The organism is Rhodopseudomonas sp. RCAM05734 (assembly GCF_052658035.1).
The window spans coordinates 2,752,230-2,769,674 of the sequence record NZ_CP199742.1 but is presented as its reverse complement, the minus strand read 5'-3'; the positions used below and the strand labels follow the sequence as shown (position 1 = coordinate 2,769,674).

Annotated in this window: 18 protein-coding genes; 2 read left to right on the top strand and 16 right to left on the bottom strand. The window is 64.2% G+C overall.

Annotation, left to right across the window (positions count from 1 at the left end; all coding sequences use genetic code 11):
- Window positions 1-173: 173 nt before the first annotated feature.
- The 11 genes from tolB to ACUXVA_RS13080 all read right to left on the bottom strand — a co-directional run bounded on the left by tolB (window position 174) and on the right by ACUXVA_RS13080 (window position 8,970).
- Window positions 174-1,463 carry a Tol-Pal system beta propeller repeat protein TolB gene (gene tolB / locus ACUXVA_RS13130; RefSeq protein WP_413776539.1) on the bottom strand — a complete coding sequence of 430 codons (1,290 nt, stop codon included), beginning with the start codon at window positions 1,461-1,463 and terminating at the stop codon, window positions 174-176.
- 90 nt (window positions 1,464-1,553) lie between these two features.
- Window positions 1,554-2,582: a cell envelope integrity protein TolA gene (gene tolA / locus ACUXVA_RS13125; protein ID WP_265079901.1), complete on the bottom strand. Its 1,029-nt coding sequence runs from the start codon at window positions 2,580-2,582 to the stop codon at window positions 1,554-1,556.
- 2 nt (window positions 2,583-2,584) lie between these two features.
- Entirely contained in the window at window positions 2,585-3,034 is a 450-nt protein-coding gene (tolR, locus tag ACUXVA_RS13120) for a protein TolR (protein ID WP_445492546.1), read from the bottom strand.
- Window positions 3,035-3,070: 36 nt separating this feature from the next.
- On the bottom strand, window positions 3,071-3,784 hold the full coding sequence (gene tolQ, locus ACUXVA_RS13115) for a protein TolQ (protein ID WP_265079903.1): 714 nt from the start codon (window positions 3,782-3,784) through the stop codon (window positions 3,071-3,073).
- Window positions 3,785-4,166: 382 nt separating this feature from the next.
- Window positions 4,167-4,640 (bottom strand): DUF2852 domain-containing protein, encoded by a 474-nt coding sequence (locus tag ACUXVA_RS13110; protein WP_445492543.1) that lies wholly within the window; start codon window positions 4,638-4,640, stop codon window positions 4,167-4,169.
- Between the two features lie 132 nt (window positions 4,641-4,772).
- The gene (locus ACUXVA_RS13105) at window positions 4,773-5,486 is read right to left on the bottom strand and encodes a TetR/AcrR family transcriptional regulator (RefSeq protein WP_265079904.1); all 714 of its coding nucleotides are present in this window, start codon (window positions 5,484-5,486) and stop codon (window positions 4,773-4,775) included.
- 154 nt (window positions 5,487-5,640) lie between these two features.
- Complete coding sequence (locus ACUXVA_RS13100) at window positions 5,641-6,060, bottom strand: YciI family protein (RefSeq protein ID WP_445492541.1); 420 nt, start codon at window positions 6,058-6,060, stop codon at window positions 5,641-5,643.
- A 31-nt stretch (window positions 6,061-6,091) separates the two neighbouring features.
- Window positions 6,092-6,520, bottom strand: a complete 429-nt coding sequence (locus tag ACUXVA_RS13095; RefSeq protein WP_265079906.1) for a YciI family protein — start codon at window positions 6,518-6,520, stop codon at window positions 6,092-6,094.
- A 76-nt stretch (window positions 6,521-6,596) separates the two neighbouring features.
- Window positions 6,597-7,808, bottom strand: a complete 1,212-nt coding sequence (locus ACUXVA_RS13090; RefSeq protein ID WP_445492538.1) for a diguanylate cyclase — start codon at window positions 7,806-7,808, stop codon at window positions 6,597-6,599.
- 137 nt (window positions 7,809-7,945) lie between these two features.
- Complete coding sequence (locus ACUXVA_RS13085) at window positions 7,946-8,314, bottom strand: nuclear transport factor 2 family protein (protein ID WP_265079908.1); 369 nt, start codon at window positions 8,312-8,314, stop codon at window positions 7,946-7,948.
- Window positions 8,311-8,970 (bottom strand): glutathione S-transferase family protein, encoded by a 660-nt coding sequence (locus ACUXVA_RS13080; protein ID WP_265079909.1) that lies wholly within the window; start codon window positions 8,968-8,970, stop codon window positions 8,311-8,313. Before ACUXVA_RS13080 ends, ACUXVA_RS13085 begins: the two co-directional genes overlap by 4 nt.
- 664 nt (window positions 8,971-9,634) lie before the next feature.
- On the opposite strand from ACUXVA_RS13080, the gene ACUXVA_RS13075 reads away from it, so the two are divergent.
- Together ACUXVA_RS13075 and ACUXVA_RS13070 are read left to right on the top strand one after the other, a co-directional pair.
- Window positions 9,635-11,899, top strand: coding sequence for a TonB-dependent siderophore receptor (locus tag ACUXVA_RS13075; protein ID WP_445492536.1), 2,265 nt, complete (start codon window positions 9,635-9,637; stop codon window positions 11,897-11,899).
- 235 nt (window positions 11,900-12,134) lie between these two features.
- Window positions 12,135-12,926 (top strand): SDR family NAD(P)-dependent oxidoreductase, encoded by a 792-nt coding sequence (locus tag ACUXVA_RS13070; RefSeq protein WP_413776393.1) that lies wholly within the window; start codon window positions 12,135-12,137, stop codon window positions 12,924-12,926.
- A gap of 165 nt (window positions 12,927-13,091) precedes the next feature.
- Here the strand turns inward: ACUXVA_RS13070 and ACUXVA_RS13065 are convergent, their stop codons facing one another.
- The 5 genes from ACUXVA_RS13065 to ACUXVA_RS13045 form a co-directional block, all read right to left on the bottom strand.
- Window positions 13,092-14,294, bottom strand: coding sequence for a multidrug effflux MFS transporter (locus tag ACUXVA_RS13065; RefSeq protein ID WP_265079911.1), 1,203 nt, complete (start codon window positions 14,292-14,294; stop codon window positions 13,092-13,094).
- 312 nt (window positions 14,295-14,606) lie between these two features.
- Window positions 14,607-15,017 (bottom strand): VOC family protein, encoded by a 411-nt coding sequence (locus ACUXVA_RS13060; RefSeq protein WP_265079912.1) that lies wholly within the window; start codon window positions 15,015-15,017, stop codon window positions 14,607-14,609.
- A 27-nt stretch (window positions 15,018-15,044) separates the two neighbouring features.
- Window positions 15,045-15,581: an SRPBCC family protein gene (locus tag ACUXVA_RS13055; protein ID WP_265079913.1), complete on the bottom strand. Its 537-nt coding sequence runs from the start codon at window positions 15,579-15,581 to the stop codon at window positions 15,045-15,047.
- A 123-nt stretch (window positions 15,582-15,704) separates the two neighbouring features.
- A complete protein-coding gene (locus tag ACUXVA_RS13050) occupies window positions 15,705-17,003 on the bottom strand; it encodes an RNA polymerase sigma factor (protein ID WP_265079914.1) in 1,299 nt (432 codons plus the stop codon).
- Window positions 17,000-17,380, bottom strand: a complete 381-nt coding sequence (locus ACUXVA_RS13045; protein ID WP_265079915.1) for a YciI family protein — start codon at window positions 17,378-17,380, stop codon at window positions 17,000-17,002. The genes ACUXVA_RS13050 and ACUXVA_RS13045 overlap by 4 nt, the downstream gene beginning before the upstream one ends.
- Window positions 17,381-17,445: the final 65 nt, after the last annotated feature.

The window sequence follows — 17,445 nt, the reverse complement described above, 5'->3', positions numbered from 1 at the left end:
GTCCATTTCAGCGCCTACAGGTACCGGATTCAGGTGAAGCCTTCCTGAGGGAACATCCTTAGCGAAACGTTGACGCCCGCACATAAAGTGCAAAATTGAACATGATTCCAGCGAGGTAGGCAAAGAATGCCGCACTCACCTGGCACTTCCGACGAGCCTCGTAAACGCTCTGTTTACGATAGCAGCGGCGACCAAGCCGGGTCCGACGCAAAACCCGGGGTCGGAACTTTGAGCTCGTTACGTCCGGAAACGTCCACAGTATAGAGCGACGGTCCGCCGTTGCCACCGAGATCGCGGAAAAACATGATGACGCGACCGTTCGGCGCAAAGGTCGGGCCTTCGTTGTGATAGCCCGAGGTGAGCAGTCGTTCGCCGGAGCCGTCGGGCTTCATGATGCCGATCGAGAATTGCCCACCGCCCTGCTTGGTGAAAGCGATGTAGTCGCCGCGCGGCGACCATACCGGCGTCGAATAACTGCCCTCGCCAAACGAGATGCGCTGCGCCGCGCCACCGCTCGCCGCCATCACGTAGATCTGCGGCTTGCCGCCGCGATCGGACTCGAAGCAGATCCTGCCACCGTCCGGTGCATAGGACGGCGACGTATCAATCGCAGGGGTATCGGTGAGGCGCGTGGTGGACTTGGAGCGCAGGTCCATCACGAACAGGTTGGAATTGCCGCCCTGTTGCATGCTCATGATGATGCGCTGGCCATCCGGCGAGAACCGGGGCGAGAACGACATGCCGGGGAAATTGCCGACGATCTCGCGCTGACCGGTCTCGATGTTGAACAGGTAGACCCGCGGATCGCCCTGGCCGAATTCCATATAGGTGATTTCCTGGGTCGACGGCGAGAACCGCGGCGTGAGCACCAGATCGGCGCCGCGCGTGAGATAGCGCACGTTGGCGCCGTCCTGGTCCATCAGCGCCAGACGCTTGACCCGGCGCTCCTTGGCCCCGGTCTCGTCGACGAACACCACGCGGCTGTCGAAGTAGCCCTTTTCGCCCGTCAGACGCTCATAGATCTGGTCCGAAATGATATGGGCGATACGGCGCCAGTATTCGGGCGAGGTGAAATACTGCTGGCCAGTGAGCTGCTGGCCGGTGCCCACATCCCACAGCCTGAACTCGGCTTTCAGCCGGCCATCGGGCTGGCGCGTCATGCGGCCGGTCACCAGCGCCTGGGCGTTGATCGTCTTCCAGTTCTGAAACTGCGGTGGCGCGTCGATGTTGGTCACCTTCTCGATGAAGGCTGCCGGATCGATCGGCGCGAACAGTCCGCTGCGCTTGAGGTTGTTGGTGATGACCTGCGCCACGCCGACGCCGACCTCGTTGTCGGCCGCGCTGCCCGCGACGAAGTTGGGAATCGCGATCGGCAACGGAGCGACTTCGCCACCGGTGACGGTCACGCGCGCCTGGCCGAAGGCGCGATGCGCGCCGCCAAGTATCAAACCGGTGGAAGCCATTCCGGACAGGAGCTGCCGGCGACTGATGCGATAGAGCGGATTGGTCGATGTATGATCGGACATATTTTTTGCTTTCAACTTACCGCGCCGCTACAGATCTTTGCTGTCAAAAACGGGGTAGAAAAACTTCCATTCTTCGAAAAATGCCGGCGGCAGCTTGTATGGCTGGCAAGCGATGATGGCGCGGGCACCGCTTTCCTGGAACACCCGCTGAAATGGCGTGGTAGCCGATCCCCGCATCACCGGCATGGATTCCAGCGTCCCATCCTGCTTCAGCTTGATGCTGAACTCGGCCTGAGCCAGTTGCGCGTCGAGACCGCCATACGGCTTCTTCCAGCAACGGTTCACCTGTTCCTTGAACATCGACCCCCACGTCGCCGAATTGTCCGCTGACTTGCCGTGTGCAAGTCCGAGGGCTGCATTGGAGTTCAGCGTCTCGCCGGTCGCCGCGGCGCGACTTGGGTCGCGCTTGTCGAGCAGGGCCGCGATCTTTGTTTGATCGAAGGTGCGTTCTGGCTTCTTCGCCTCCAACATGGCCTTTGCTTCGGCCTTGGCTTTCGCGTCAGCTTCAGACTTGGCCTTCGCTTCGGCCTTGGCCTTCGCTTCAGCCTTCGCCTTGGCTTGCGCATCCGCCTTGGCCTTGGCGTCGGCCTGGGCCTTCGCTTCAGCAGTTGCCTTGGCCTGCGCCAGAGCTTCAGCCTCGATCTTGGCCTCGGCCGCCGCATCGGCCTTTGCCTTGGAGTCTGCGGCAGCCTTGGCTTCCGCCTTGGCCGCAGCAGCAGCCTTCGCGGCCGCCTCGGCGGCCGTCTTGTCTTCCGTCTTCGGCTGTGGCGGCGGCGTGGTATCGGTCACCACCGGAGGCTTCTCGGTAATCTTGCCGACGGTGTCTTCGATGGGCTTGGCTTCGGCGACCTTCTCGACCAGCGGCTTGGTGACTTCCTTCTTGCCGCTCTTGATGCCGGCGGTCACCTTGGCCAGTTGGTCGGCGGAAATGATTTCGACCGGGAGGGATTCTTCCGGCGAGGTCTCGAACGCCTTGGACGAAAAAGACACGAGTCCCCAGCCCAGCACCAGCACGTGCAGGGCGGCGGACGCCACCAGTGTCTTGTCGACCTTCACGTTCAGGTCCCCTGCTCCACCTCGGTCACCAAAGCCAGCCGCTTGAAACCGGCCCCCGAAAGTTGCCCCATCACCTTGGCAACAGTTCCGTAATCCGCCTTTTTGTCCGCGCGCATGAATATACGTTCGTCGGTCCCGCCGCGGGCGTCGGTGATCGCCTTTAGTTTCGGCACCAGATCGGCCATCGACACCTCGGTGTCGTTGATGAAGATCTTGCCTGCGATATCCACCGACAGCCGCAGCGGCTGCTTGTCCTGCTCCAGGCTCTTGGCCTGGGTCTGCGGCAGGTCGAGCGGCACGCCGACGGTCAGCATCGGCGCCGACACCATGAAGATGATCAGCAGCACCAGCATGACATCGACCATCGGGGTGACGTTGATCTCGGCCATGACCGGCGCACGGCGGCGTCCGCGCCGTCCGCCGCCGCCTCCGCCGCCCATACTCATGCCCATGATCGGGTGCTCACTTTTTGATCCAAACCTTCGACATCAGGCGCGCTCGTCGATCTGGCGCGACAGGATGGCGGAGAACTCGTCGGCAAATCCCTCGAGGCGCTGTGCCTGCCGGTTCACCTCTGACGTGAATTTGTTGTAAAAAATAGTCGCCGGGATGGCGGCGATAAGGCCGACCGCGGTGGCAAACAGCGCTTCGGCGATGCCGGGCGCCACCACGGCCAGCGAGGTGTTCTTGGACGAAGCGATCGACTGGAAGCTCGACATGATGCCCCAGACGGTGCCGAACAGGCCGACGAAGGGGCCGGCCGAACCGACCGTCGCCAGTACCAGCAGCCGCCGCTCCAGCCGCTCGATCTCGCGCGAGATCGACACGTTCATCACCTTGTCGATGCGCATCTGCAAACCGGTGAAGGAGCGCGCCTGGCTTTCGAACGAGCGCTTCCACTCGCGCATGGCCGCCACGAAACACGCCGCCATCGATTGCGTCGGCTTGGCCGACAGCGCGCGATACAGATCCTCGATGGACTCACCGGACCAGAATGCCTGTTCGAAACGGTCCATCGCCTTCTTGGTACGGGCGTAGAGGAACATCTTGTCGATGGCGATGGCCCAGACCCAGACCGAACAGCCGAGCAGGCCCAGCATGACGGCCTTGACGATCCAGTGCGCCTGAAAGAACAGCGAGATCAACGATACGTCGGAAGACGCCAGCGGAAGCGCTGACTGCGCTACATCGGCCGGATTCATAGGCGGTATCCTCTCAACGCAAAAATCCCAAATGGTTCGCGGCGGAGGAGCCCGCTGCGGATTCCGCGGCCACGCACCGCGCGCGGCGTAAACGCCAGCGCCAAGCCCTGTTGTGTCGCATGGAAGGCTCGTCCAAAGCCGGGGCTTGCTTTGCCTGCCAAGATGTCAAAACGAGGGCTCCAGCGTGTCTGGCCGCCCCTTACCAGACGCTGATCGTGGTTAATGCGAGGTTACTAAAGAAGATTTCGCGGGAGAAATGAAGCTCCGTTCGCTTGTTGGAAGGGTGCGGAAGCGAGGCGCAAGCAAAACCGCCCGCCTGCGGATGCAGACGGGCGGTTGAGCGGCATCGGACGACGGAGGTTTGACGCCCGAGGCTCAATCCTTAGCCCTGCGGCTGGGCATCCGACGGCGGCGTCGGGCGCGGGCGGTGCTGGGCCATGAACTGGTCGAACTCTTCCTTGTCCTTAGCGTGGCGCAGACGATCGAGGAAATCCTTGAACTCGTGCTGCTCTTCTTCGAGACGCTTCAGGGTTTCGACGCGATACTCGTCGAAGGCGCGGTTGCCGCTGGACGGCGGACCGAAGCCGCCGAAGCCGAAGCCGCGGCGCTCCATGCGGTCGCGCATGCGCTCCATCTTGTACTGCATCCGCTCCATCTTGTTGGCGAAGCGATCACCATTGTTCCAGCAACCCATGTTCCGGCTCCCGAGTGTGAAAAAGAGGAGTGCGAGGCCGACCGGCCACCACACGATAAAACCGAGCACGATCAGAGCGATACGCCATGGCGAGCGCATCTCGTAACGGATGCCGGGCGGCTCGTAGGGACCCCAGCGATTGGCGCCTGCGGTGTTGGACATTGCCTCTCTCCATGGCGGCATCATGCCGCCCGTGAATGTAAATAACATTTACATACGTAAACCGCGGCCGGATTTTGTCAAGACGGACGCAGAAGCGTGCGATCAAAATAATCGTGAAGACGCGGGCCTGCGCTATTTCGGCGCAGTGCCCCAGGGGCCCGACGGCGCTGCGGCCGGCTTGGCGGAGGGCTGCGCCGACGGCGCCTGATCGGTCGGAAAGCCGAGGCCGCGCAGATAGATCAGCACGCCGGCTTCGAGCAGGTCCTCGGGCGACATGGGCAGCTTGCGCCGCGCCGCATCGCCGCGTGAAAACAGCGACGCCACACCATGGGCCTGCGTCCAGATGTGCAGCGCCATCATCAGCGCCGGCGGCCGCGCCACGCCGGGCGGCGTCAGCGCGGCGAGTCGTTCGGCGGCGGCGCGGATGACGCCGAAGGCGCGCTCGCCAGCCGCATTCAATGTGGGGTTCTGGTCGACCGGAACGCCGGATTCGAACATCGCCGAGTAGAATGCCGGCTCGTTGCGGGCGAAGGCCAGATAGGCCTTGCCGACACGCATGAAGGCGGTGACGGTGTCCGGCCGGCCGTCATCCCATGCCGTCGACAACGCCAGCTCGAACTGACCGAAGCCGCGCTCGGCGATGCTGGCGAGCAGATCGTCGCGGTCGCGAAAATGACGATACGGCGCGGCAGCGCTGACGCCGGCCGAACGCGCGGCGTCGGCAAAGGTGAACCCGGCCGGGCCCTTCTCCGCGATCAGCCCGAGCGCTGCCTGCAGCAGCGCCTCTTTCAGATTGCCGTGGTGATAGCCGCGCTCGGCGCGGCGGTCGTCTTTGCGCCAGCTCATGTGAAGGGCTTTTACATGAGCCGGGTTCGCAGGTCACTTCAAATCGCTGCGCCGGCGGCCATAATGGCCACCGGAATCATTGAAAAATCTCGAATGAAATTCTTGCGGCAAACCCGTGGCAGCGTTGCTGCAGCCAATTTCGCCGGTCCTTCCCTCAGGTGCGCCGCGTCCGCGCCAGCATGTCCTCGTAGCCGACCAACGCGTCCTGCACCTCCGGCGAAAAATCCGCCATCTCCTGGACCTGACGGATCTCGATGATCTCGTTGGGGCCGGCCGGGCAGCGCTTGGCCCAGGCGATCGCCTCGTCGCGCGAGGCGACGTCGATCATCCAGAAGCCGCCGAGCACTTCCTTGACCTCGGCGAACGGTCCGTCGGTGACCATCGGTTTGCCGCCGTCAAAGCTGACGCGGGCGCCCATCGACGGCGGATGCAACCCTTCCAGGGTGATCAGCACACCGGCCTGCTGCAATTCTTCATTGTACTTCATCATCGCCGCGGCGGCCGCCGGGTCGAGCTGGACGTCGGGCGGCGCGGTCTCGTAGCCCTTCGGAATCATCAGCATCATGAAACGCATGGTTGGCTCCTGCTATTCGGGATGTCGGCGATTATGTCCTGGCGACGTTTTTCGCTGTGCCGGAACGCAGGCGCTCTTCCTGCTCACGCAATTCCGGCGTCAGCGCCTCGCCGAAATCCTCCGTCGCAAAGATCTGGCGGATCTCGATCTCCGCGCCACCGTCGAACGGCGCGCGCTTCATCCAGGCGATCGCCTCGTCCTTCGAGGCGACGTCGATCAGCCAGAAGCCGGCGATCAGATCGGGGGTCACGGGAAACGGCCCCTGTGTCACCACCGGAGCGCCGCCGGGAAACTTGATCCGCGCGCCCTTCGAGGTCGGATGCAGGCCCTCGCCGGCCTGCATCACCCCGGCCTTGACCATCGCTTCGTTGAACTTTCCCATCGCCGTCAGCAACTCCGTCGACGGCGTCGCGCCGGCCTCGGTTTCCTTGCTGGCATGGACGATTACCATGAAGCGCATCGCTAGCTCCTTGCTGTACAGCGCACGGGACCGGTGCTGCGGTCTCGTTTCCGACCTCAGGACGATTGCGCGTCGATCAGACAGACAATGGTGGAGAAATTTTCTCAGGGCTGGCCGGTTCGATTGCGCGTGGCGCCTCGACTGACCGCGCCGCACAGGGGACGCCGAAAATATGAACGCGGTTTCGACCGGCCTCTTTGGCTTGATAGAGCGCCATGTCGGCGCGATCCACCATCGCCTGAACGGTTTCGGCATCGGACGACCGCACGGCGATCCCCGCGCTGACCGTCGCCCGGATCGCACCGGCCGGCGTCACAAACGTCTTCGCCTCGAACTGCGACCGGATGCGCTCGGCCATCGCCGCGGCGGCGCCAATGTCGGACAGGAGCACGCAGAACTCTTCCCCGCCGAGCCGAACCGCCAGATCGCTTGCACGGATGTTCGAGAGAATAATTTCAGCGAAGGCGCGCAGGACGCGGTCGCCAGCCGCGTGCCCGAAGCGGTCGTTGATCGCCTTGAAATGATCGAGGTCCATCACCACCACCGCCGCCTCCCGGGCAACATCATCGGTGCGACGACCGAACAGCGCGCGCCGATTGTGCAGGCCGGTCAACGGATCGGTCATCGATTCCGACCTGTGCCGGTTGGCGATGCGGGTTTGATGGATGGTGAGGGACAGCGCGCCGATGCCGGTGAGACCGATAATGATGGCGATGGCATTGAACTCCTCCGCCCAATTTGACGGCCGCGCATCGAGAACAAGCTGGCCATGCCAGGCCAGGACACAAGCGCAAGCGACGAACGAGATGGCGGTGATCAGGTAAAGCACTGCATTCGACACCATCAGCAGCGCCGCTTCATTGCGCGCGTTCCAGTATTCATACGCATTCAACGCCAGCAGCAGCGCGATTGCCAGATTCGCGGCTATCGTTCCCGCGCCGGAAAAGCCGAGCGCGAATGCGCCGAGGGTCGGCAACAGCCCTGCCGCGGTGGCCCGGATCGCGCAGCTCCAACGGCTGCGTTCGCTGCAGAACTGCGCGGAGCCGGCATAGACAAGACCGAAGCCGCAGATCAACAGCAGGAACGACGCCAGCTGCAAGCCGGCGTTGTAGCTGTCTCCGAAGCCGGCGAAAAGCACGACGCCGACGACGATGACAGCAAGGCCGATGGACCAGGTGAGCAGATAGGCATCGGACCGGCCGACCATCCAGCTCACGAACAGAGTCAGCGCAAGAGCGGCGCTGGAGAGACCGATGGCAGAAAAAATCGAAAGCTGATCGAGGGGCATTCCGGCCGACCATTTTAGAACCTGGCAGGTTCGTCATAGTCCACTGGAGTTTACCAACCATCGGTATCCCGGTCTTTCCGCGAGTATGGTGACCAAAATGTTACGGACCTCGATAAGCAGGCGGCCGCCGCAGCCGTCTAGGATTCCTGCTTCGCGAACACCCCGTCGCGATACGTCGCGCCGAAATAGACGTTGATACTGCGGATGCGGTCGCCATCGAAGGTGAAGAACTCGGTGTTGCGAAAACTCCTGCCGTCCTTCGCCACGCATTGATAGGTGACGAAGGCCGCGTCGCCATCGACGACAATGTGCTCGATGTCCTGTTCTTTCATCCAGCCGTCGATCGAAGCCGGCCAGCAGCGCTCGAAATAGGCCGCTTTGTCGAGGCGGTCGTCGAACGGGCTGGTGAAGCGGAAGTCGTCGGTGAAGGTTTGCTCCACGGACGCGCGGTCGCTGGCGCGGTAAGCAGCGAACAGCGCGCGGACGATAGCGGCCTTGTCGGTCATGCCGTCTCCTCCTGCGGAAACATGTGAAAATAAGGCTCGGCCTCGCGCACCACCCGCGCCACCGAGGGCCGCGCCAGCAGCCGGTCGAGATAGGCCGCGACCTTGCCATGCGCGGCGCCGAACGGCTGCACCTTGTTGCCATAGAACAGTGCCGGCACCGCCGCACAATCGGCAAGGCTGAAGCTCTCGCCCATCGCCCAGCTCCGACCAGCCATCTCGCGCTCGATCATGTCATAGCCGTAGACGATCCGCGCTCGCGCCTCGGCGACGCCGTGCGGATCTCGTTGGCCGGCCGGGCGCAGCCGATCGCCAACGACTTTCTGTACCGGCAGGTGGACATAAAGATCGTAGAGGCGGTCGCGCAACCGGGTCTGCAATGCCTGCCCGCAGTCCGCGGAGATGAACCGCGTCGGGCCGGGCCAGGCGTCGTCGAGATATTCGATGATGATGCTGGATTCCGGCACGATGCGGTCCGCGGCCGTGTCACGCAGCACCGGAAATTTTCCGATCGGCCACAGTTGCAACAGCGCGGCGCGCTCGTCGGGATCGCCGAGGTTGACCGGCTTCGGCGTGAACGGCGTGTCGTTTTCATAAAGGGCAATCAGCGCCTTCCAGCAGAAGGACGACAGCGGATGATAGTAGAGTATCAGTGACATTGTGATCTTCCTCGATGCTTTCGGATGTCGGCGCCGCATGCTCGGCCGTTGGACGCGGCAAGGATGTTACGCGCAGGACGAACGGCATCTCGCGACTCCGACATGACCGCCAGAATAATTCGACGGATCGTCATGCGCGCCCCGGCGGCACGACGGATTGCACCGCAGTGCAGTGTGTCCTGCGACAAATTCCCGCCGCATTGATGTCAGACTCTGGAGTGGTAAATCTTCGTTGAGTGGGGACTCTTGTCGCGAAGATTCTGTATTGGGGCGTTCTGCGTAAACTCTGTCCGATCGGATGAGCGTTCGTCACGCGATGACGGAGTGCGCCCATTCGGTCGCCATGTTCATAAGCCGATGTCTGGGGAGAAACGATGAAGGATGCCACACGCAAGGCAGCCTCACCTGCCAAGAAAGTCTCGGGGGTGTTCGCGCAAATGCTGGCGGTGACGGCCATGCTCGTCATTGCAAGTCTTGTGTTCTACGCGCGATGAACGCGGCCACGCTCAACAACATCCGCCACACCGGATTCGAATTGGACTAATTCCAGATGGAACTATAGAGCGATACTAATTTCGCGCGCTGTGGAAACGCCGGTTTGGCGTTTCCACAGCCGACAGCGCACGTTAGGCCTGCCCCCGACGATAATGTTCTGGGGGCAAGAGTGACTGAATTCAACAACGCGCCACGCTTTGCGGGCGCCTCGATGCTGGTGCTGGCGAGTCTGGCGATCACGGCGCCCGTACGGGCGCAATCGCCAAGCCAGCTCCCGGCCGTCGTCGTCGAGCAGCCGACGCGTCAGGCTGCGCGAACGCGCCCCGCCTCGCGACCGCAGCAGACCGCACGCTCTTCCGCAAATCGCCGCGCCGCCGCGCGCGGCACCGCCGCAGCAAACGCCGTCTCGACGCCCGGCGCGCGCGCCGAAACCGGCAGCAGCCCGGTGCAGGGCTATCTCGCCACGGTCAGCGGCACCGGCACCAAGACCGATACGCCGCTCCGCCAGACGGCACAGTCGATCAGCGTGGTCGGCGCCGAGCAAGTCCGCGACCAGGGCGTCACGAGCATCCAGGAGGGCCTGCGCTACGTGCCCGGCGTGTTCGCCGAACCGGGCGGCGTCGATTCGCGCAGCGACTATCCGAAAATCCGCGGGCAGAGCCCGAACATCTATCTCGACGGCACGCGGGTCAACAACACCAACGTCTTCAACGAATGGCGCGTCGATCCCTACATGCTCGAGCGTATCGAGGTGTTTCGCGGCCCGGCATCCGTCCTGTACGGCGACACCTCCACCGCAGGCCTCGTCAACCTGATCTCGAAGCGACCGCAGGCGGAATCGCGCAATGAAGTTGGTGTGAGCTTCGACAATTTCGGACGCAAGCAGACCCAGATGGACTCGACCGGCAAGCTGACCAAGGACGGCGAATGGCTGTATCGTTTCGTCGGCCTGTTCCGCGACAGTGGAACGCAGGTCGATTCCGTGCCGGATGACCGTTTCGTGCTGTCGCCGTCGCTGACCTGGCGCCCGACCAACAACACCAGTTGGACCGTGCTCGGCACCTACCAAAAGGACAAGACCGGCACCACAAACGGCTTCCTGCCGCGCGAAGGTGTGCTGTATCCCGGCCCGAACGGCACCATTCCGCGCAACCGTTTCGTCGGCGACCCGAGCACCGACCTGTACCAGACCGAGACCGGTGCGGTCAGCAGCCTGTTCGAACACAGCTTCAACAATGCCGTGAAGTTCACGCAGAACCTGCGCTATGCCCGTGTCGATGGCATCTATCAAAGCGTCTACGCGAATTCGTTCTCGGCCGATCCGTTTCTCGACGCGTCGAGGCGGACGGTGAATCGCTACACCATGTCGCAGGCATCGGCGAAGGACAACTTCACGATCGACAACAACGTTCATGTCAAGGCGCTCACCGGGGCATTGTCGCACCAGTTGCTGTTCGGCGTCGACTACCGGGACGTCAGAGAGCGTTCGGCGGTGGGCGGGGGCCTGGACGCCACGCCGTTCGACCTTTACGCGCCAGTTTATAGCAACCTGCCCTTGCCTGCACTGATCGCCACTCCTGACACGCGGCAAACCCAGACCGGGCTCTACGCGCAAGACCAGATGCGCCTCGGTCCCTGGCTCGCCACGCTCGGCATTCGGCAGGACTACGCCAGCACGCGGCGAACCGTCGCGGACGACAGCGACCGCTCGGCGACGACCGGACGCGCCAGCCTGATGTATGAAACGCCGTACGGCTTCAATCCCTATGTGACGTGGGCGCAGTCGTTCAATCCGGTGTATTTTAGTGCCGCCTACGGTGGCAGCTCCTGCATCGGCGGAACCTGCAAGGACCAGCGCGGCGAGACCTACGAGGTCGGCTTCAAGTACAATCCGACAGCATTCCTCGCGGTCAACGGCGCGATCTACGATACGGTCGAAAGGAACCGGCTCTCCGTATCGAACGATCCGAGCAACCCGTTCGCCTCGAGCCAGATCGGCCAGGTCCGCATCCGCGGCGCCGAGATCGAGGTTCTGGGCAAGGTCACACCGGACTTCGACCTGATCGCCAGCTACTCCTACATCAACGCCAAGGTCGAGCAAGGCGACAATGTCGGCGAGCGTCTAGAGACCGTGCCCATGAACCAGGCCTCGCTGTGGGGCAAATACCGCCTCGGTGCACTCGGCCTGCGCGATGTCACGGTCGGCGCCGGTGTGCGCTATATCGGCAATGCCTGGGACGAGACCAATACCGTCACGCTGCCGGACTACACGCTGTTCGACATGATGGTCGCCTGGGATCCGGGCCCGTTCCGGCTGCAGATCAACGCCAACAACATCAGCGACGAGCGCTATGTCGCAGCGTGCTATGCCCGCGGCGACTGCTACTACGGCATCGGACGCACGGTGCTGGGAACCGCGACCTACCGGTTCTGAGAACGGAGAGACGTACGGTGGGCAAAGGCGCGCTTGCGCCGTGCCCACCATCTCCGCGCCGTGGAGGACGTGGTGGGCACGCGTCTCTGCGCTGCGCGCGGCGATGCTTTGCCCACCCGAATGCTCCCCACCTCGCGAAGCTTCGCCGGGGGAAGGAAAAGGCGCCGCCAGGCTTGTCGCGGACTTCGCCGTTCTCTAGACAGCCCTGCACCAGCACAAAACCACAGGGCAGGACATGATCAGCACCACACCGCGCAAGGTTGCGCTTGTCACCGGCGCGGCGCGCGGCATTGGCCTCGCGGTGGCCAAGCGATTTCTCGGCGAGGGCTATGCCGTCGCGTTGCTGGATATCGAGCGCGAATTGCTGGCGGCGACCGTCCAGGCGCTGAATGCGCCGGATACGACGCTGGCCCTGCATGCCGACGTCTCCGATGCCGCCGCGGTGGCTGCCGCCTTCGCCGCGGCGCAGGCGCGCTTCGGCCGGCTCGATGCGCTGGTCAACAACGCCGGCATCGCGGTGTTCAAGCCGTTGCTCGACACCACCCAGGCCGAATGGCAGCGCGTGCTGGACGTCAACCTCACCGGGCCGTTTTTGTGCACCCAGGCCGCGGCGCCCCTGATGCGCGAACATGGCGGCGGCGCCATCGTCAACATCACCTCGATCTCGGCATTGCGGGCCTCGACGCTGCGCACCGCCTACGGCACCAGCAAGGCCGGCCTCGCACATCTCACCAAGCAGTTCGCGGTGGAACTGGCGACGCTCGGCATCCGCGTCAATGCGGTGGCGCCCGGCCCGGTGGAGACCGCCATGGCCAAGGCGGTGCACACGCCGGCGATCCGCGCCGATTATCACGACACCATTCCGCTCAACCGCTACGGCGGCGAGGACGAACTCGCCGACGCGGTGTTCTATCTGTGCAGCCCGCGCGCCAGCTACATCACCGGCCAGACGCTGGCGGTGGACGGCGGCTTCGACGCCGCGGGCATCGGCCTGCCGACGCTGCGCAAAGAGGGAAGCAACGGGTAGCGCGCGGAGCGCAGCTCTCGTGTGCCGGCCGCGATGCAACACGAAGTGTTGCTTCGCAGATCCGGGATCCCGGTTTTTGCTTGCCGACGACCGGGGACCCCGGATCTGCAGCGCACTACGGCACAAGCGCGCCGCACTGCGCTGCGTCCGGGGAACGCAACGGCGTTACTCCGCCAACTGCGGCGCGGCAGCGCGGCAGCGCAAGGTCGCCAGCGTCACCACCAGTGCCGCCACCGCGGTGAGCGCGATGGTCGCCACCATCGGCAACGAGGTGCCGTCGAAGAACAGGCCGGCCACCGCGATCATGACGCCGCCGGTGACCATCTGCAGGGTGCCGCCGAGCGCGCTGGCGATGCCGGCGATCGGGCCGTGGTCCTCCAGCGACAGCACCATGGTGGAGGGGATCACCAGGCCGAGGAAGGCGAAGGAGGTGAACAGCAGCGGGATCAGCACGCGCAGGCTGTCGAAGCCGGCGAGCGTCAGCGCCAGCAGCAGCACCGCGAAGGCCGCATAGGCCGACACCGCCGCGATCACCACGCGCACCATGCCGAAGCGGCCGCCAAGGAAGCCTGCCAGTTGCGAGGCGCCGATGAAGCCGATGGCATTGACCGAGAACGCCAGGCTGTACTGCGTCGGCGTCAGCCCATAATGGCCGATATAGACGAAGGACGACGTCGCCAGAAACGCGAAGAAGCTCGCCATGCCCAAGCCGCCGATGAAGGTGAGGCCGAGGAAATGCCAGTCGCGCAACAGCTCGCCGAAGCTGCCGAGCACGTTGCGGACGCTGCCATTGATGCGCTCTTCCACCGGGCGGGTTTCCGGCAACAAAGACGCCACCAGCACGATGGCGAGCAGCGCGGCCACCGTGACGGCGACGAACACCGCGCGCCAGCCGAACGGCACGATCAGCGCGCTGCCGGTCAGGGGCGCGAGAATCGGCGACACCGAGAACACCAGCATCACCAGCGCCATCAGCCGGGTCGCCTCGACGCCGGTGTGCAGGTCACGGATGATGGCGCGCGGAATCACGCCCATGGCAGCGGCGCCCATGCCCTGGAGGATGCGGAACGCCACCAGCCAGCCGACGCCGGGCGCCAGCGCGCAGCCGACCGAACCCAGCGTAAACAGCGCCAGCCCGGCATAGAGCGGCGGCTTGCGGCCGTAGACGTCGGACAGCGGCCCGTAGGCGATCTGGCACAGGCCGAAGGCGATGAAGAACATGGTCAGCGTCATCTGCGTCGCCGCCGTGGTGGCGTGCAGATCCGCCGCGATCGCCGGCAGCGCCGGCAGATACATGTCGATGGCGAACGGGCCCACGGCGGACAAAAGGCCGAGCACCACGGCGTTGCGCGTGAAAGAAGAGGTCATCAGGTTTTCTTTTCTGGTCTTGCGTCATTTGCTGCGACGACGGCTCTTCACCTCTCCCCGCATCTTGCGCGGGGAGAGGTCGGAGCCGAGCGAAAGCTCGGCTTCGGGTGAGGGGCCGGGCGCAATACGTCGTCTGCCTCGTGGTCGTAACAGCGATTCCGCACGCGCGCGACCCGCGAACGTCAGGTTTGCGATCGGCCGCGTGCCTCGCCCCTCACCCGACCGGCTTCGCTACGCTGGTCGACTTCTCCCCGCGCAAGATGCGAGGAGAGGTTAAGAAAGAGCGGGGAGAGGTCAGGACGCCGTGGGCTCCTAATCCGGGGCCGGGCCGTTCACCATCCAGGGAATGCCGAACTTGTCGAGGCACATGCCAAAACCTTTTGACCAGAACGTGGCGCCGAATGGCATGTGGATGGTTCCGCCGTCGGCCAGCGCCTTGAAGATCCGTTCGCCATGGGCGGGATCCTCGATCTGCAGGCACACCGAGAAGCCCTGCTGCTTCTGAAATTGTCCGGGCGGCGCGTCGGAGGCCATCACTACCTCGCCATCGATCGACAGCTGCGCATGCAGCACCTTCTTGGCCATCTCCAGCGGCATATGTTCGGCGGCCGGCGAGCCTTCCACATGCATGATGACGTCGATCTTGGCGCCGATCGCCTTCGCATAGAAGTTGAAGGCCTCTTCGCAATTGCCGTTGTAGTGAAGATAGGGATTGACCTGCATCGGTGGTCTCCTTGGTTGGGGCCGGTTCTATTTTTCGACGATCGACTTGAGGTTGGCCAGGCCGACGGCAAAGTCCTTGCCGATCATCTGGTCCATATTGAGAAACACCTGCATGATTTTCGACATCAACGGCGCCGGGCCGCGCATCGACCAGGTCACGGTGGTGATATCACCTTGCGGATGCAGGGTGAATTCGCCGGTGTTGTGGCCTTCGAATGGCCGGAAGAAATCCAGCTTGAGCACGATCCGCGTCGGCGATGCGGCATCGGTGATCTCCATGCGCCCGGAACCGACATTGCTGTTGCCGTCCCAGCCATAGGCCGCGCCCTTGCCGCACTCGGAACCGCTGTAGCTGCGTTTCATGGCGGGATCCTTCGCCTCGTAGGGCGACCACGCGGTCCAGCGATGCAGGTCCTCGATCAGCGGATAGATCCTGTCCGGCGGCGCCTTGATGGCGGCGCTGCGCGCCACCTCGAACGTGTCGGGTTTTGTCAGCGCCAGCGCCAGAACGGCGACAAGCGCGACCGCGAGAATGACGGCGATCACGGCAATGATCTTCAGCATGGGTGGCTCCGGGGTGATGCAACCTGCTTCAAGGACGAACGGGAAAACCGGATTCCGACACCGGCGCCAGGATTTGTGTGCTCCTCGCCGCCCCCCCCGATCAAGTAAAGGCAGCCGGTCCGCCTAGCGAAGCTTCGCCTCGTGCGGGGCCGCGGGAGCCATCGCGCTGCCGCTCTTGCTGTCGCGCTTCAGCCGATCGATGTGCATGCGGATATGGGCGGCCTCGGCCGAGGTATTGGCCAGCGCGATGGCGCGGTCGAAGCTGACGCGCGCCTCGTCGCCGCGGCCGAGCTGCATCAGATAGGCACCGCGCACGCCGAAGAAGTGAAAATAGTTCGACAGCCGTGGCGCCAAGGGCTCGATCATGTCGAGCGCCGCCTGCGCGCCGCGGGTCTTGGACACCGCCACCGAGCGGTTCAGGGTGATCACCGGCGACGGCGTGAGAATCTCCAGCGAGCCATAGAGCAGATCGATCTGCAGCCAGTCGGTCTCGGCGGGCGTGGCGGCGCGGGCATGCAGCGCGGCGATCGCCGCCTGGATCTGGTACGGCCCGGTGCGGCGATGGCGCATCGCCTTGTCGATCAGCGCCAGGCCCTCGGCGATCAGGCAGTGGTCCCACAGGGTGCGGTCCTGGTCGTCGAGCAGCACCGCCGAGCCGTCGGCATCGAACCGCGCCCGTGCGCGGGCGTGTTGCAGCAGCAGCAGGGCCGTCAGCCCCATGATCTCCGGCTCCGACTGGAACAGCTTGAGCAGCAGCCGCGCCAGCCGGATCGCCTCCTGGCACAGCGACGCGCGCTCGGCGATGGCTTCGCCGGAGGCGGAATAGCCTTCGTTGAAAACCAGATAGATCATCGCCGCCACCGCGGCGAGGCGCTCCGAGCGCTCCGGCGCGCCCGGCGTCTCGAAGGCGACGTCGGCCTTGGCGATCGCCGCCTTGGCACGGGTGATGCGCTGTTCCATGGCGGCTTCCGTCACCAGGAAGGCACGGGCGATCTGTTTCACTGACAGGCCGGAGACGATGCGCAGCGCCAGCGCGATCTGCTGCGTGGCCGGAATCTGCGGATGGCAGCAGATGAACAGCAGGCGCAGGATGTCGTCGCGATAATGCGCGCCGTCGAGCCGCTCTGCCAATTCCGCCTCGGCGTCGTCGAGGTCGGAGATGGCCTCGTCCTCCGGCAGTGCCGTGTGGCGACTGGTCTTCCTGATGTCGTCGATGGCGACGTTGCGGCCGACCATGATCAGCCATGCCGCGGCGTCGCGCGGCGGGCCATTCTGCGGCCAGGTCTTGAGCGCACGCAGACAGGCATTCTGGAATGCCTCCTCGGCGGTGTCGAGGTTGCGGAAATAGCGCAACAGCGCGCCGAGCGCCTGGGGGCGCGCCGTGGTCAGCGCCGCATCGATCCAGGCGAGATCGGTGGTCATGGCGTGTGTCCCGCCACATGGCCGGGCGTGAACAGGCCGATCGGACGGATCTCATAGGCGCCGCCGGGATTGGCGCGGCCGAGATCGCGCGCCACCTCCAGCGCCCCATCGAGGTCGGGGCATTCGACCACGTAAAACCCGAGCAACTGTTCCTTGGTCTCGGCGAACGGACCGTCGAGCACCAGGGGCGGATCGCTGTCCTTGCGCAGAGTGGTGGCGGCGGTGGTCGGCAGCAGCCGTGCCACCGGCCCGAGCCGCCCCTGCTGCGCAAGCTTCTCGTGCACCAGCTTCAGCTTGCCCATGACCGCAGCGTCCTCCTCGCGGGTCCACGATCCGACAACGGCTTCATCATGGTAACAAAGGATGGCGTAGAGCATGGATCGGTCTCCTTGGCTGGAAGACGGGCAGGACACCACGATCCCGACACGGCTGGCTGAGAATT